We start from the raw sequence: 16,384 nt of genomic DNA, 5'->3' as shown, positions 1-16,384 counted from the left end.
GTTTTTTTGCTAATTTTGCAGATATTATGGAGAATCTAATACTTATCGAGCGTGTACTCCCTAGTAAAGATTGGGCAACAGTCCTATTCTTTATCGGATTCTCTATTATTGCAGTTAACCGTACCATCTTCGGCGTACGTTTTTCTGAGTTTACAAAACTAGCAGCATCGAATAAGTACTTAAAGATTTATAAGGATAATACAAACTTAAGAAATAGTTTCACTTTATCTTTTTTACTTGTACAGCTTATATCGATTACTTTCTTTATACAAATAACATTAAAAGCTTTCGAACTCATACCAGATTACAGTTTTGGTTCATTCTTAATGCTTTTAAATTTTGTAACCACCTTTATCATCGGAAAGTATTTAATAGATAAGATTATATCAACAACATTTGGTATAGACGAATTTTCGGATGCGTTAAATCTACAAAAAGCTACCTATCGAAATTATATCGGAATGTTACTGTTAGCAGTAGACGTTCTTTTATTCTACAACAATATAACCAACAAACTTATAATCGGATTCATGTTGATTGCATTAATCGCAACAAATATCCTTTTATACGTTCTTTTTATAAAAAACAACCAAAAATCAATAATGAATAAGGTGTTCTATTTTATTTTGTATCTTTGCACCCTTGAAATAGCTCCTTATCTATTATTATATTTCTGGTTAAAAGATTACGGAGCATTATAAGAAAAAGTACAATTATGAAAGTGAAAACAATTTTGGTTTCTCAACCAGAGCCTAAAGTAGAAAACTCACCTTACTTCGAATTAGAGCAGAAATTCAAAGTAAAAATTGACTTTAGACCCTTCATCCACGTAGAAGGTGTACCAGCCAAAGAGGTAAGACACCAAAAGATTGATTTAAACAATTACACTGCTATTATTTTAACAAGTAAGAACTCTGTAGACCACTTTTTCCGCGTAGCAGAAGAAATGAGATATAAAGTTCCTGAAACGCTTAAGTATTTCTGTCAGTCAGAGGCGGTAGCATATTATTTACAAAAATATGTAGTATACCGTAAAAGAAAGATTTATGTAGGTCAGAAAGACTTTGCAGAATTAGCTCCTTTGATTAAGAAGTATAAAGATGAGACCTTCTTACTTCCTGCATCAGATCAATTAAATCACGATGTACCAACTACTTTAAATGATTTAAAAGTAAATTGGACTCCAGGTACATTCTATCGTACTGTTATGAGTGACTTATCAGATTTAGCAGATGTGAAATATGATGTTTTAGCTTTCTTTAGTCCTACAGGTATTAAATCTCTATTCAAAAATTTCCCTGACTTTAGTCAAGACAATACGAGAATAGCTGTATTTGGAACTACAACGCAAAAAGAAGCTTTAGACAATAACTTAAGAGTAGACATCATGGCTCCTGCACCAGGAACACCGTCTATGACTATGGCATTAGAAAAGTACATTCAACAAGTAAATAAATAATATCTATTTATATCATAAAAAACCACCTCTATGAAGAGGTGGTTTTTTTATACTTATTAAATAAGAGTTCACTGCTTAATTAAGAGCAAAAAAAAGGAGATGATTACATCATCTCCTTTTTTCTATAGCTATAATTATATTATAATTGAGGTCCAGCAGCTACTAGCGCTTTACCTTCGTCATTATTAGAATATAACTTAAAGTTTTCTATGAATAATCCAGCTAATTCTTTTGCTTTCTCTTCCCATTCAGAAGCATTAGCATACGTATTACGAGGATCTAGAATAGTAGTATCTACACCTTCTAAAGCTGTTGGTACAGCGAAGTTATAGATAGGCACGATAGTAGTCTCAGCATTCTCGATAGAACCGTCTAAGATACGATCAATGATAGCTCTAGTATCTTTAATAGAGATACGCTTACCAGTACCATTCCATCCTGTATTTACCATATAAGCAGTAGCATTGTGCTCTTCCATTTTCTTCACTAACTCTTCACCGTATTGAGTTGGGTGTAGAGATAAGAAAGCCTTACCGAAACAAGCAGAGAATGTAGGTTCTGGTTTAGTTACTCCACGCTCAGTACCTGCTAACTTAGCAGTAAATCCTGATAAGAAGTAGTATTTAGTTTGCTCTGGAGTTAACTTAGAAACTGGAGGCATTACACCAAAAGCATCTGCAGTTAAGAAGATAACTTTAGTAGCATGTCCAGCTTTAGACACAGGCTTAACAATATTCTCGATATGTTCGATTGGGTAAGATACACGTGTATTTTGTGTTACAGAACCATCGTTAAAGTCAATAATACCATTAGCATCAACAGTAACGTTCTCTAATAAAGCATCACGACGGATAGCACCATAGATATCTGGCTCATTCTCTTTGCTCAAGCTGATTGTCTTAGCGTAGCAACCTCCTTCGAAGTTAAATACACCTTCATCATCCCATCCGTGCTCATCGTCTCCGATTAACTCACGTTTTGGGTCAGTTGATAAAGTTGTTTTACCTGTACCTGATAATCCGAAGAAAACAGCTACATCACCATCTTTACCTTTGTTAGCAGAACAGTGCATAGCAGCCATTCCTTGAAGAGGTAAGTAGTAGTTCATCATTGCGAACATACCTTTTTTCATCTCACCACCATACCAAGTACCACCGATAACTTGAATCTTCTCAGTCAAGTTGAACGCGATATAAACCTCAGAGTTTAATCCGTAATCTTTATAGTCTTTGAAAGTAGTTTTAGAACCGTTCATTACTACGAAGTCTGGCTCACCGAAGTTAGCTAACTCTTCTGCAGTAGGACGGATAAACATATTAGTTACGAAGTGCGCTTGCCACGCTACTTCCATAATAAATCTAACTTTTAAACGAGTATTCTCGTTAGCTCCACAAAACGCATCAACAACGAATAATCTTTTTCCAGATAACTGATTAACAGTATTCTCTTTTAAAGCATTCCAAGTTCTGTTATCGATTGGTTTGTTGTCATTTGGAGATTCTGGTGAATTCCACCATACTGTGTTTTCTGTAACTGAATCTTTAACGATGTACTTATCTTTAGGAGAACGTCCTGTAAACTCTCCAGTCATTACGTTAACTGCACCTAGCTCAGTTACAACTCCTTTATCATACCCTGTTAAGTTAGGGTTAGTTTCTTCATTATATAAAACGTCGTACGAAGGATTATAAATTACCTCTACAACATCTTTAATACCATATTTTTCCAGTGAAATTGATTCAGAAATATCCATTTTCATTATTTAGGTTGTGTATTAATTTGTTTGCAAACTTAGAAATAAATTTAAAATATAAATATACAAAAGAATTATTTAATCATGTTTTTACTTTTATACGCCTGAATTCCAGCGTATAGCCATGCAACAATGAACAATACTCCTCCTACAGGAGTAATTGGACCAATAACTCTTAAGTCTATGGTTATCATATCTTTAAAGGTAAGAAGGTATATAGAACCGCAGAAAAACAATATTCCAAACAAAACCAGATACATAACTATTTTTTTAGCCTTGTCTGAAAATATTCCGCATATACCTATAAAAAGTAAAAAAAGTGCGTGGTACATTTGATAACGAACGCCTATTTCAAAAGTAGCTACTTGAGCCTCTGTTACAACTTTCTTTAGACCATGAGCTCCAAAAGCTCCTAGCATAATACCAATTGCGCCGATTATAGCAGCTATAAATATAACTTTTCGTCCCATTTATTTTTCTTTCAAATATACAACTTATCAGACAAATAGCACATTAAAAATTTTGTAGAATTTAATCTATTTATTGAACTACTAATTTTTGTATCTTGAAAAACCAACTAGAATATTATGACAAAAGAAATTTTAATAGTAGGAGCAGGTAGATCCAGCTCTTCATTAATCAAGTATCTCTTGGACAAATCAGACTCAGAGAACTTACACCTTACTATAGGGGATTTATCTCTAGAATCCGCGAAGCAAAAAGCGATGAATCATCCTAATGCTACGGCGATCGCATTTGACCTATTCAACGAAACAGAAAGACAAACCTTAGTACAGAAAGCAGACATTGTAGTTTCTATGTTACCTGCCATACATCACTTAGAACTAGCTAAAGACTGTGTGAAGTATAAAAAACACATGGTTACGGCATCTTACATCAGCCCTGCTATGCAAGAACTCAATGAGGAAGTAACTAAAAACAACCTCATCTTCATGAACGAAATAGGCTTAGATCCAGGGATAGACCACATGAGTGCGATGAAAATTATACATGATATCGAAAGAAAAGGAGGGAAAGTCATCTCTTTTGAATCTTTCTGTGGTGGACTAATCGCTCCAGAATCTGACAACAATCTATGGAATTACAAATTCACTTGGAACCCTCGCAATGTAGTATTAGCTGGACAAGGTGGTGCAGCTAAATTCTTACAAGAAGGCCAATATAAATACATCCCTTACAACAAAGTATTTAGACGTACTGAGTTTTTAGATGTAGAAGGATATGGAAAGTTCGAAGCTTACGCCAATAGAGATTCTCTAAAATACAAAGATGTCTATGGACTTCGTGATGCTAAAACCATCTTTAGAGGTACGATCAGAAGAGTAGGATACTCTAGAGCCTGGAATCTTTTTGTAGAATTAGGAATAACAGATGATAGCTATACTATAGATAATTCTGAAGAGATGACCTATAGAGAGTTTATCAACTCCTACTTGCCCTACCACCCTACAGATACTGTAGAGACCAAACTAAGATTAGCACTAGGTATTGACCAAGATGACATTATATGGGACAAGCTACTAGAGCTAGACTTGTTCAACCCAACTAAAAAAATAGGATTAAAGAAAGCGACTCCTGCACAAATCTTAGAAAAGATCTTAAGTGATTCTTGGTCACTGAGTCCTGAAGATAAAGACATGATCGTGATGTATCACAAGATAGGATACGAACTACATGGACAGAATCACCAGATAGACTCACGTATGGTCTGTATAGGAGATAATCAGATCTACACTGCTATGGCTAAGACAGTAGGTCTTCCTGTAGCGATCGCTACTCTAAAAATCTTAAAAGGAATCATCACTACACCAGGTGTACAGATGCCTATAGAAGAGGAAGTATATACTCCTATCCTAAAAGAATTAGAAGAGAATGGCATTCACTTTATAGAAGAAGAAGTTCCTTATTCAGGATATAACTAACTAAAAAAAGCTCCAGTATCGGAGCTTTTTTTCACTATCTTATTTCGGGATAGAACTAATCAATCCTTTTGTGTACACAGTCTTAGGGTGAGCATACAACTCATCTGCCTCGCCTATTTCCTCTATCTTACCTTTATTCATCACCATCACCTGATCAGACATATACTTCACTACAGACAAATCATGGGAGATAAATATATAAGTAAAATTATACTTATCCTTCAAATCGTTTAGTAGATTCAATACCTGAGCTTGTACAGATATGTCTAGTGCAGACACAGACTCATCACATATGATCAGTTTAGGTTGTACTGCTATCGTCCTAGCGATACCGATACGCTGTCTCTGTCCTCCAGAGAACTCATGTGGATAACGGTTAAATACAGATTCGTCTAGCCCCACTCGGTATAGTATTTCTATCACTCTCTCCTTTCTATCCGCATCACTACTTCCTATCTTGTGTACTTTCATAGGTTCTAGAATAGCTTCTCCTACAGTCAGACGAGGGTTTAAAGACGAATACGGATCTTGGAATATAATCTGTATATCTTTTCTAAACACCCTAAACGTCTTAGAAGAAAGCTTCGTGATGTCTTGCCCTTTATAGAATATCTGCCCTTTAGTGGCTCTATCGAGTTGTAGGATAACATTGCCTAATGTAGACTTACCACACCCACTCTCACCTACTAGTCCAAGTGTCTCACCTTCATATACATTAAAACTAATATCTTGTAGCGCGTGGAATACACCTTTTTTAAACAGTCCTCCGTTAATGACATAATCCTTGAACACATTCCTAATCTCTAGCAACGGAGCATTACTATATAACTTTTCTAATCTATCTTTTCTATCCTCAGTAGTCACCACATCTCTCACCACCTTATTATTCAGAAAGTCTCCTATCGTTGACAGTCTTTTTAATCGCTCTGTAAGAGAAGGTCTAGACGCTACTAAGGCTTTAGTATACATATCTTGTGGATTGTTAAACACTTCTGTTGACTTTCCTTGTTCTACGATATCCCCTTTATACATCACTAGAATACGGTCGCTGATAGACGACACTAGATTCAAGTCATGAGAGATAAATAAGATACTCATCTTATTATCGCGTTGTAGGTCTTTCAGTAGATTAATGATTTCGTTTTGCACAGTCACATCTAATGCTGTCGTAGGCTCATCCGCTATCAGTAGCTTAGGCTTGCACGCTACAGCCATAGCGATCATGACTCTTTGCTTTTGTCCACCAGAGATTTGGTGAGGGTATTTAGTATAAACTTGATTAGGATTAGGCAATTTAACTCTATCGAAAAGGCGTAACACCTCTTCTCTTAAAGCCTTCCCCCTGAGCGAAGTATGCTCTCGAAGTATCTCAGCCACCTGTTCGCCACAAGTAATAGAAGGGTTTAGAGCACTCATCGGCTCCTGAAATATCATTGATATCTGAGCTCCACGCAACAGTCGGAACTCACTATCTGTATTATGCGTAATATCTTTTCCTTCAAACACGATATTACCCGAGCTAATACGAGATATTTCTCGAGGCAATAGCCCCATTAACGCAAGTGATGTAACTGACTTACCAGAACCCGACTCTCCTACTACACCAAGAATCTCGTTAGCATAGATATCAAAAGAGCTACTTTTGATAATAGTATTCCAAGATTTCTCTTTCAGAAAATCGATTTGTAAATCCTTTACAGATAATATAGGTATATCTTCTTTCATTTTTTATATTCAGTACGATCACTAGAATAACAAAAATATATAATAATTGTGATATAGTATAAGCTATCTAATAAACTAATTAAACATCTATACTATACCACAATTTTTACAGAATATACGGACATACTACGCTACTTTTACTTGGTCATATTCCTTGACTAACGTAACGATAGTAGGAGTTTTTTCTTTAAAATTTGCAAACATTGGGCAAGCTGATTTTACAGCATCTAGCCATTCTTTTAGCAACACTATAGATGCCTCAGAAGTAGGTTTTACGATTACATCTACTCTGTTGAAGTGGTCTAAGCTATCCTTTTCGAAGCCTTCCCCTTTTATCACACCAGACACTTCTATCTGAATAGATTTTAGATCTAACCCCAATGTATTACCGACTAATTTTCCCACTGCGTGGATACTACCTGCTAGCTTAGCTAATAATAACTCTGCAGAGTTCGCATTCACGTCTCTTACTAATTCTCTTCCATCTTTCACTGTGAAAGAGTAGTTGGCTGTTTTTACAGCGAATTGTTGTTCTCTTACTGAGAAGCCCAACACTTTTAAAACTTTACTTTCCATTCTTTTAATTATTTATAAAATTGACACTATACAAAAAGGTCCCTTCAGCTATCTGCCAAAAGGACCTTCTTATTTATTCTTAACTATAAAAATAGTATGATCAAAACAAGCTATCTCTCTTGGCTACGTATGTATACATCAAACGCTTAGGAAAACAAATTCCCTTATACGATGTTGACGTTAATAGATTATAGACTAAATTCATTACTTTATTTTTATATGTTTCTTTCTTAAAAAAAAATAAGCCCCTGTGAGGTACAGAGGCTTATTAAATATCTTTATACTTATCCAAAGACAGCTCTATACCATAAACGATGCATTCTTCTTAGAGAATACACATTTTGTTGAATAAACCATATTTGAATAAATTTTCTGCATTACTATTTCCTTATTTGAAGTCAAAATTAGAAAAAAATTATTTTAACAACAAGCACTAACCAATGTTTTTTAATATTTCTTTAACTTAAACAGAAAATATCTCGCTCTGACTTAATAGTTCCTCACGCTTAAATCTCAGCAAAACCTGTGCCACTGCTACCACATCTTTCTCACAATACACGATAATTCTGTCAATATCTTTATCTTCATAATACACCTTAGCCACCTCACTCCCGTCTATATCGTCTTTAGGCGAGGGTATACCTAATATTCTAGTCAAAAGCCTTAAAGATGTAAAATGTTTATAATCTCCTATCTTCCACATTTCCATGGTATCTAGATGATTTACTTCCCACGGTTTTTTCCCAATAATACACAGTTTGTTGGGGATTTTTACCTCATTTATCAACATCCGCCTCACAACAAAGGGAATGTCAAATTCCTTAATATTATGCCCACATAGAACGCGAGTAGGATCATTAAAATATTCGTCTATTAAATTAGAAAATTCTTGTAACAGACGGCGTTCCTCTCCTGCAAAGGATTTGACTCTAAACTGTCTATCTCCATTCTTATAAGTAAAATATCCCACTGAGATACATACCACCTTACCAAACTCTGCCCAAATCCCTGCACGTTCATAAAACTCCGCTGCAGTCTGCCCATCTCTTCTCTGATAAGCCGTCTTGATATCAAACAGATCTTGCATCTCCTCATCTAGATCATTAAAAGCAGGCACTTCAGGCACTGTCTCAATATCAAAAAAGAGTAGGCTATCTAGCATCACATTTCTAAGCATATCTTATTTCCTTTGGTTCAACATATTATAAGCCTCATCGATATAAGTGTACAGATCGTTACTATGAGGATCTTCCTCTGTCTGTAATCCCTTTAAGTGTCCTAGACGCACAATGATCACATTATCCTTAGGAGACACAATCACGAACTGTCCTAAATGACCTCGCATATAGAAGAAATCTTGTCCCTTGTGATTCACTAACCACCAACCATAGCCATACTCAGGCGCATCTTTAAAACGTGGGGTAATTGACTTTCTAATAAATGCGCTATCTAATATCTTATCACCGTTCCACAGCCCCTCGTCTTTATACAACTTACCAAACCTAGCAAAATCACGCGCATTACTCGTAAAACAACAGTATGACTTCTCTACCCCATCCCCTTCATGGTCTAGCTGCCATAACGCTGGATTCTCTGCTCCCATAGGCTTCCAGAAATATTCTGATATATAATCAGTCATATATTTACCAGTAGCTTTCTCTAGTACCATCGTCAATAGCTCTGTATCTCCACTTTTATAAATAAACTCTTGTCCAGGCTTATCCTTTATCTCTAAGCCTAGCATTACATTTCTCAGATCTTTATCAAAATAAGCTCTCGTCACCACTGAGAACGGACTGTAATATGCCTCATCCCAATCTAATCCTGATGCCATAGAAGATAGATCTCCTACCGTTACTTCATCTTTATACTTCCCTTTTAGCTCTGGTAAAAATTCTATTACCTTCTGATCTAAGCTCTTGATCTCACCTCTCTGTAATGCCTTACCTAAGGCAGCAGATACGATACTCTTAGCCATCGAGAAGGAGTTGGTATAAGAGTCCTTTCCATACCCGTCATAATAAGCCTCGTAGAAGATACTATCATTCTTGATGACTAAATAAGCTATAGACTCTAGTTCTTTATGGGTATTCTCTAAGTTGTCACTCGCTTTTATAGTATTATAATCCTTCGTGAATGCCCATGGCTGTCCTACATCATTCTTAATCTCCCTAGTCGGAAAATATTTATAATCATCTAAGAACGCTGTCTTATATCCATTAAAGTATATGGTACGCACCGCCGTAAAGAGATAATCCACTTTAAATATATACATCAGTGCTACTACCAGTGCTATCAAAATCACTAGCCACTTCAGAACTTTCTTTAATACCTTCATAATAGTTTAAATAATTGGTTCCTATAAATTTAGAAAAATAAATCACTTCTTTAACGGTTATTTTTAATAACACCTTTTAATATGATTACATCACGATGACTCTATTTGGAGTATTTGGCTATTAATTACCTTTTTGACCTATTATAAAGTTCTACATAGAGGATAATCTCCTCTATATCAACACTTCTTATTTATTAATGCAATTTCTGTTCGGATAGTGTTCGGAAATACCAAGTAAATACTAGGGTTAAGAGGTGTTTTTGCGAACTGTACTAATTCTCTATCCGAACCATCTATACAGTAGATCTACAGTATATATCGCTATTTACGGTCTAAGCAAACTCTAAATAGGCTAATAATCATAAAACTACAGGAGTATTTGGTCAACGTTCAATCTAGGATTATATTTGTGCCTTTAATTATTACTTGAATTTCGATTATGCATTTTATATCACCAGAGTTAGAGGATTATGCGGCAAGACACTCAGAAAATGAGCCTGAGTTATTAGCCAAACTAGATAAAGAAACGTACCAAAAAGTACTACAGCCTAGAATGCTGAGTGGTCACTTCCAAGGTCGTTTTTTGAGTATGATCTCTAAGCTAGTTAACCCTCAGCACATATTAGAGGTAGGTACATTCACCGGATATGCTACACTATCACTAGCAGAAGGGCTGAGAGCTGATGGTACTATCGATACAATAGATGTAAACGAAGAGTTAGTAGACTTTCAACGAAAATACTTCGATATGTCTGACTATGGGCATCAGATCACTCAGCACTTAGGTAGTGCATTAGACATTATCCCTACTTTAGATAAGAAGTTTGACCTAGTATTTCTAGATGCAGATAAAAAGAATTACACAAACTACTTTCACCTCATCATCGAGAAGATGAATAAGGGAGGAATCATCCTATCTGATAATGTCCTATGGTCTGGTAAGGTAGTAGAAGATATCAAATGGAATGATAGAGCTACTATAGAGATCGATCAGTATAATAAATTACTAAAAGAAGATCCTCGTGTAGAGACGATACTATTACCAATAAGAGATGGACTAACAGTATCAAGAGTACGATAACAAAAAAGGCTTAGAATCTAGATTCTAAGCCTTTTTTTAATGTTAGTTAGACTAACTTATATTTCTTCTCTACCCATTTAAATCCTTGGTAGAATAATGTTCCTGAGATAATTCCTGCACACATTCCTACGAAAATGTCTGTAGGGAAATGCAATGACAAGTAGATTCTACTATATGCAAATACGAGTGGGAATATAAATACTAAAAACGCGTACTTATAATACCTTCTCAATATTAAAAATAAAAATAGCATAGTCGCAGTAGAGTTAGAGGCATGACCTGAGAAGAAACTCAGTGAGCTACTGCACTTCACTACTCTAAGCATCGCTTTAATATCTTCTGTACTACACGGTCTAGGGCGACCTACTGTACTTTTGACTAGATTAGTAGATTGATCTGTAAAGGCGATAAGCCCTGCTATGAACAGTAGGATAATACCCAGTGTCTTTAGTGATACTTTCTTATATACTAGATACAGTAATAAGAGGTAAAACGGAAGCCAGTTAAACTGCTTCGTGATAAATAACCAAAATGGGTCAAATGTAGGAGTACCTAAGTTGTTTAAGAACAACATTAGTTCCTTATCCCATTGCACAATTGTTTCTAACATTAAAGTTGTCTTTTTATTGGCCCTGTAATATTCTCAATGTCCTCTTTCTGCTTCTCTACTTCATTCTGAATATCCTTCATAGGATTAATATCTATATCGAAGGTCTCTGTTATATCTTTTTTAATACCAGATTCTTCTGCGCTTTTATTGATTTCGTGTTTGATATCGTTTGTTGCATTCTTTAACTGAGCCATAAACTTACCAAAGGTACGTGCCATCTCTGGAACCTTATCAGAACCAAACAACATTAAAATTATAATAATGATGAAAAATATTTCACCCCCTCCGATTCCAAACATAAATATTCGTTTTTCTATTTATAAGGTTACAAATCTACGAAGTTTATTAAATTCTCACATAGATTTTATCTAAAACCATTTGTTAAACTATTCTATCTTAGTCTGCTTCACTTCTAGATCTAACTTCTCATGGATCAGTTCGATAAACTCTAAGGCAAGTTCTCCAGCCCTACTAGCGACTTTCTTTTCATCTACTATATTCGTGTTCAGAATAGAAGCCATTAGTTCATCTGTAGCCACATAATAAGCAAACCCGTAAACATAATCTTTAGGAATGCTGTAATCTTTAGTCAGCTTCTCTGGGCTAATATACATTAAGAACTTATCTTTTCGTCCTTCTTGTCTTTCATAAGCTAATGCTTTCTTCAGCATCTTAGTACGTCCTGAGATCATATTCACTATCGCATCTACAGAGATCAGTCCACTTCCTGTAGTAGCGGTATATAACTTACGCTCAGCTGGTGTACGTATCTTAGTCCCTTTAGGGATTAGCCCTAGAGATTCTGAAGTGATCTTCGTGATCACTATTTCGTCTAATTCATAATAGAGTGAGTTAGGCTCTAGTGGTATTAAAATAATATCTCTCTTTAAATCTATATCATCTAACTGATGTCTATATCCTAGAAAAACAGGTCCTGAAAACATAATCGTATCATTCTCCTGTGCCTTCAGTTTAAAATATCCTCCAGGAGCAGTCATCGTAGACTCTCCAGTATTAATATTCGCTACATATACCCCATCTAATCTCTTCGTTCTAGATACAATCTTACCATCTATCATCTTTCTTTCTTGCGCGAAAACAACAGAAAAGTTCAATATTAATAGAAAGGCTACAAATATTCTCATCATTCCTTAATTATAATTGTAAAAATATTCCATTCTATAGGATACACAAATTTTACCCTCGCAAACTTATGTTAAATAAAACAATGTGCTTATAAACACTATAACTGATCCTGTTTAAATAACGACCTATAACTAGATAAATCACTTATTTAATCGCTCTGCCCCGGTACTTGTTGTTCTAATTCTTTAAAAGGTCTGTCCTTAATCACTTCTAAGAAGTCGACTGCTACAGGAGCAATCACTGTCTCTAGGTAAGTCATATCTACAGGTGTTACCTCTAGTGCTTCTTTTACCTTCTCATCGTTCACTGCATAAAGAGCAAAACTCTCTACGTAGTCATAAGGTATCTTATATTTATCAACCAATAGCTCATCACTTACGTAGTCTAAAAATTTATCTGCTCTAAACCCGGCACGCTCATAGACCAGCGCTTTCTTAAGCATCTTCGTTCTACCGTTGAGCATATTGATTAAAGGTGCGATAAGACCAGAAGTAGCATAAGCTAGCTGTCGCTCCATAGGACTAGGTCCTTTAGACTTATATGTATATTTAGGATATGGAGACTTACTCTTTTTCGTAACAACTATTTCGTCCAATACCTCTCCTGTAGTATTTCTTTCTAAAGAAAACAGAACAAGGTCTCTGTTTAAATCTACTTCAGTAATCATATACACATGTAATAGGTATGATAAACTAACGAATCTCAAAGTATCATTCGCTTCCCCCTGCAGACTGAAGTATCCCTTATCATCTGAAAATACAGAAGTTCCTTTAGAAGCATTAAGAACTAACACTTCATCTCTATCGCCATCTCTAAAAAGAATTTTTCCATTTAACGTTTTTAATCCTTCTTGAGCTAATACAAGTTCTCCCACAAGAAAAGTTACTATAATGGCAATGTCTTTTATATTCTTCATATACTAATTTATAAAGTGTTCACTTCTAAGCAAGCAAAGCATTAATCTGCTCTACTCACATTCCTAAAACTCAAAATAAGTATTCAATAAAACTTTCATCTAACCAGCCCTCATCTATCTCTATTACCTCAATGCCACCCCACGCTACTTCAGTCTCTAATGACTCAGAGGTGATCAAAAGAAGAGAAGTTACACCTCCTCTATTCTTCTAAAACAAGCAAATACTACAAGACTAGGAAGAAGTATAAGTAAGCTATAATAGATTATTTTGTCTTCGTTTTGACCATTTCTAGAAAATCTAATACAACTGGAGCTATCATTCTTTCTAAGAATTTAGTATCAATTATCGTAGCATTCACGATATTTCTTATCTCTTCTCTAGACACAGCATAGTATGCAAAGCTCTCTACATAATCAGGAGGTATCTTATAATACTCTACTAACCTTTCTTCGTCTATCGTGTTTAACAACTTACTTACTCTGAAGTCCTCCCTCTCATATGCTAGATTCTTCTTAAGCATGGCAGTCCTACCAGATAATAAATTCACCAGTGGATCTAATATTCCTGTAGTAGCTGTTCTGAGCTTTCGTTCTGCAGGAGTATATCTTTTCGTATATTTATTTGTAAATCCTTGTCCTCCTGCATCTACTTTAGTGATTAGAATCTCGTTTAATCTCGTACTTAAATCAGGCAAGGGTTCTAAGGGAAATAAGAGCACACCTCCCTTCATATCTGCTTCTGCTATGATATAAGTATATTCCATATGGTATACACTACTAAATCGTATAGTATCTTGTGGTTCTCCATATATATCAAAATAACCTTTCTTATCCGCTAATGCCGTTTTGTTTCTATTGATATTAGTGACCACCGTCCCATCTAAATCACCTCCACGAGTGACTAGCTTACCACTTATCATCCCTCCCTGATCTTGACCGAAACAGTGACCTATCCCAGTTAATAAGAGTAATAAAGTCGATAACTTCTGAATTATATTCATTACAATACTTCTATTTATTGGAAGACAATGCTCTGCCTTGACAGCCTTCTTTATATTATACTAAATATGACCTTGTACACATATCATATTTCTTCTTCCTTCTTATTCTTAATCATTTCTAGAAATTCAAATACCACTGGTGTAAGTTCTCTTTCTAATTCATTGACATTAACCATTCCTACATTGAGTAACTCTTTTATTTCTGTTTTTTCTACTGCATAATACGCAAAACCCTCCACATAATCTAAAGGTATTTGATAGTAATCAACTAATCGTTCGTTAGTAACCACTTCTATCAGCTTATCTACTCTGTGGTCTGTCTTCTCATAAGCAAGGTTCTTCTTAAGCATACTCATTCTCCCTGACAGCATATTTACAAAGGGATCTATTGGTATCATTCCTCCACCTGTTTTAGCAGTTCTAAGCTTGCGTTCTGCAGGAGTATATCTTCTTGTATACTTATCTGTAAAGCCTAGTGCATCACTATCTATCTTCGTGATGACAATATCGTCAAGTCTATTGATGCTGTATAACGGTTCTAATGGAAATAGTACAGGACTGCGCTTGATATCAAATTCGTTAACTACATACTGATACTCTGTATGATTAGGACCGATAAATCTTATCGTATCATTAATATGACTGCGAATAGAGAAATACCCCTTATCATCAGATAATACAGAAATGTCCTTTGAAGAATTTAGAATCACTATTCCTTCAAAGTTTCCGTCTCTAGTCACTATTTTTCCATTAAGAACGGATGGGGAGTCCTGAGCAAAACAAATACTGCTTATCAAAAGCAGGATTATACTCAAGGCGTTTTGAGCATGGTTCATGATAGTGTTTTTTAGTTAGGTGAACATTTGCAGGTGAAAAGGCAAATGTTCTATTTAAACGACTTATTTTTACAAAAATTATTTATCCACATGAAAAATCTAATTATTGCGAGTACTTCTACCATATATAATGGGACTTATCTAGAGTACTTATTACCTACATTAAAAGAACATTTTAAGAACATATCTACTTTATTATTTATCCCTTATGCACGTCCAGGAGGCATCACGCATGATCAATATACAGAAAAAGTAAGAACCGCTTTTGCTACTATCAATATTGATGTCAAAGGAATACACGAGTACACTAACCCTGTAGAAGCTGTACAACAAGCAGAGGGAATCTTCACAGGAGGAGGAAACACCTTCTTATTAGTACAACAACTATATAAAAACAATGTACTGAATGCGGTAATAGATGTTGTAAACAACGGAACGCCATATCTAGGATGTAGTGCAGGAAGTAATATCTGTGGGCTTACAATGGAAACGACTAATGATATGCCTATCGTATACCCACCTTCATTCAAGACATTTGGTTTCGTACCCTTTAACCTAAACCCTCATTACCTAGACCCTATCGAAGGTTCGACTCACATGGGAGAAACTAGAGAAACACGTATCAATGAGTTCCACGCTTTTAATACACAACCTGTAGTAGGGCTTAGAGAAGGTAGTTGGTTAGAAGTAAAAGGTGACCGAATCACTCTAAAAGGTGAATTAGACGCTAGAATATTTGAGCAAAATAAAGAAGCTTATGAAGTAAAAACTAATACAGACTTAAGCCATCTTAACTAAACAAAAAAAGCCCTAACAAATGTTAGGGCTTTTTTTATAGAGCGGAAGACGAGGCTCGAACTCGCGACAACCAGCTTGGAAGGCTGGAGCTCTACCAACTGAGCTACTTCCGCAGATGATGTTATTTTAAAACCTACATCAGGTTTGTAGAGCGGAAGACGAGGCTCGAACTCGCGACAACCAGCTTGGAAGGCTGGAGCTC

The 16,384-nt window shown here is 35.5% G+C and carries 17 protein-coding genes and 2 tRNA genes (1 of these 19 only partly in view); 5 read left to right on the top strand and 14 right to left on the bottom strand.

From position 1 onward, the window contains the following. Nucleotides 1-26 precede the first annotated feature (26 nt). Both RT228_RS02560 and RT228_RS02555 read left to right on the top strand, forming a co-directional pair. Nucleotides 27-701 (top strand): DUF4271 domain-containing protein, encoded by a 675-nt coding sequence (locus RT228_RS02560; RefSeq protein ID WP_006262256.1) that lies wholly within the window; start codon nucleotides 27-29, stop codon nucleotides 699-701. A 14-nt stretch (nucleotides 702-715) separates the two neighbouring features. Continuing rightward, nucleotides 716-1,459 (top strand): uroporphyrinogen-III synthase, encoded by a 744-nt coding sequence (locus tag RT228_RS02555; RefSeq protein ID WP_006259704.1) that lies wholly within the window; start codon nucleotides 716-718, stop codon nucleotides 1,457-1,459. A gap of 139 nt (nucleotides 1,460-1,598) precedes the next feature. Here the strand turns inward: RT228_RS02555 and pckA are convergent, their stop codons facing one another. Together pckA and RT228_RS02545 are read right to left on the bottom strand one after the other, a co-directional pair. Continuing rightward, complete coding sequence (pckA, locus tag RT228_RS02550; protein WP_058700013.1) at nucleotides 1,599-3,212, bottom strand: phosphoenolpyruvate carboxykinase (ATP); 1,614 nt, start codon at nucleotides 3,210-3,212, stop codon at nucleotides 1,599-1,601. A gap of 74 nt (nucleotides 3,213-3,286) precedes the next feature. After that, on the bottom strand, nucleotides 3,287-3,682 hold the full coding sequence (locus tag RT228_RS02545; RefSeq protein WP_041894461.1) for a DUF423 domain-containing protein: 396 nt from the start codon (nucleotides 3,680-3,682) through the stop codon (nucleotides 3,287-3,289). A 117-nt stretch (nucleotides 3,683-3,799) separates the two neighbouring features. On the opposite strand from RT228_RS02545, the gene RT228_RS02540 reads away from it, so the two are divergent. Next, nucleotides 3,800-5,155, top strand: a complete 1,356-nt coding sequence (locus RT228_RS02540; RefSeq protein ID WP_006259707.1) for a saccharopine dehydrogenase family protein — start codon at nucleotides 3,800-3,802, stop codon at nucleotides 5,153-5,155. A gap of 39 nt (nucleotides 5,156-5,194) precedes the next feature. Here the strand turns inward: RT228_RS02540 and RT228_RS02535 are convergent, their stop codons facing one another. The 4 genes from RT228_RS02535 to RT228_RS02520 all read right to left on the bottom strand — a co-directional run bounded on the left by RT228_RS02535 (nucleotide 5,195) and on the right by RT228_RS02520 (nucleotide 9,794). Continuing rightward, nucleotides 5,195-6,880 (bottom strand): ABC transporter ATP-binding protein, encoded by a 1,686-nt coding sequence (locus RT228_RS02535; protein WP_058699144.1) that lies wholly within the window; start codon nucleotides 6,878-6,880, stop codon nucleotides 5,195-5,197. Between the two features lie 126 nt (nucleotides 6,881-7,006). Beyond that, nucleotides 7,007-7,456 carry an OsmC family protein gene (locus RT228_RS02530; protein WP_058699145.1) on the bottom strand — a complete coding sequence of 150 codons (450 nt, stop codon included), beginning with the start codon at nucleotides 7,454-7,456 and terminating at the stop codon, nucleotides 7,007-7,009. 463 nt (nucleotides 7,457-7,919) lie between these two features. Next, nucleotides 7,920-8,633, bottom strand: a complete 714-nt coding sequence (locus RT228_RS02525; protein ID WP_006259710.1) for a 3'-5' exonuclease — start codon at nucleotides 8,631-8,633, stop codon at nucleotides 7,920-7,922. Nucleotides 8,634-8,636: 3 nt separating this feature from the next. Beyond that, complete coding sequence (locus RT228_RS02520; RefSeq protein WP_058699146.1) at nucleotides 8,637-9,794, bottom strand: serine hydrolase domain-containing protein; 1,158 nt, start codon at nucleotides 9,792-9,794, stop codon at nucleotides 8,637-8,639. 439 nt (nucleotides 9,795-10,233) lie between these two features. On the opposite strand from RT228_RS02520, the gene RT228_RS02515 reads away from it, so the two are divergent. Continuing rightward, on the top strand, nucleotides 10,234-10,875 hold the full coding sequence (locus tag RT228_RS02515) for an O-methyltransferase (RefSeq protein WP_006259712.1): 642 nt from the start codon (nucleotides 10,234-10,236) through the stop codon (nucleotides 10,873-10,875). Between the two features lie 46 nt (nucleotides 10,876-10,921). Here RT228_RS02515 and RT228_RS02510 read toward each other — a convergent pair whose 3' ends face one another. From RT228_RS02510 to RT228_RS02485, 6 genes are all read right to left on the bottom strand, one after another. Beyond that, a complete protein-coding gene (locus tag RT228_RS02510) occupies nucleotides 10,922-11,485 on the bottom strand; it encodes a phosphatase PAP2 family protein (RefSeq protein WP_006259713.1) in 564 nt (187 codons plus the stop codon). After that, a complete protein-coding gene (locus RT228_RS02505) occupies nucleotides 11,485-11,784 on the bottom strand; it encodes a twin-arginine translocase TatA/TatE family subunit (RefSeq protein WP_006259714.1) in 300 nt (99 codons plus the stop codon). The genes RT228_RS02510 and RT228_RS02505 overlap by 1 nt, the downstream gene beginning before the upstream one ends. 87 nt (nucleotides 11,785-11,871) lie before the next feature. Further along, nucleotides 11,872-12,633, bottom strand: a complete 762-nt coding sequence (locus tag RT228_RS02500; RefSeq protein ID WP_225581470.1) for a hypothetical protein — start codon at nucleotides 12,631-12,633, stop codon at nucleotides 11,872-11,874. A 146-nt stretch (nucleotides 12,634-12,779) separates the two neighbouring features. Continuing rightward, nucleotides 12,780-13,547 (bottom strand): hypothetical protein, encoded by a 768-nt coding sequence (locus RT228_RS02495; RefSeq protein WP_006262263.1) that lies wholly within the window; start codon nucleotides 13,545-13,547, stop codon nucleotides 12,780-12,782. A 263-nt stretch (nucleotides 13,548-13,810) separates the two neighbouring features. Continuing rightward, nucleotides 13,811-14,548, bottom strand: coding sequence for a hypothetical protein (locus RT228_RS02490; RefSeq protein WP_058699147.1), 738 nt, complete (start codon nucleotides 14,546-14,548; stop codon nucleotides 13,811-13,813). Between the two features lie 83 nt (nucleotides 14,549-14,631). Next, nucleotides 14,632-15,384, bottom strand: coding sequence for a hypothetical protein (locus tag RT228_RS02485; RefSeq protein ID WP_058699148.1), 753 nt, complete (start codon nucleotides 15,382-15,384; stop codon nucleotides 14,632-14,634). 45 nt (nucleotides 15,385-15,429) lie between these two features. Between RT228_RS02485 and pepE the strand changes: the two genes are divergently transcribed. Continuing rightward, the gene (gene pepE, locus RT228_RS02480) at nucleotides 15,430-16,182 is read left to right on the top strand and encodes a dipeptidase PepE (protein WP_058699149.1); all 753 of its coding nucleotides are present in this window, start codon (nucleotides 15,430-15,432) and stop codon (nucleotides 16,180-16,182) included. Between the two features lie 40 nt (nucleotides 16,183-16,222). On the opposite strand, the gene RT228_RS02475 is transcribed toward pepE, so the two are convergent. Both RT228_RS02475 and RT228_RS02470 read right to left on the bottom strand, forming a co-directional pair. Continuing rightward, nucleotides 16,223-16,295, bottom strand: a tRNA-Gly gene (locus tag RT228_RS02475). Between the two features lie 37 nt (nucleotides 16,296-16,332). Then, nucleotides 16,333-16,384 (bottom strand) — tRNA-Gly (locus RT228_RS02470); it runs 121 nt beyond the window's last position.

Origin of the sequence: Myroides sp., assembly GCF_032073645.1 — a bacterium.
Taxonomy (GTDB): Bacteria; Bacteroidota; Bacteroidia; order Flavobacteriales; family Flavobacteriaceae; genus Flavobacterium; species Flavobacterium odoratimimum.
This window is presented reverse-complemented; position numbering and strand designations above follow the sequence as displayed.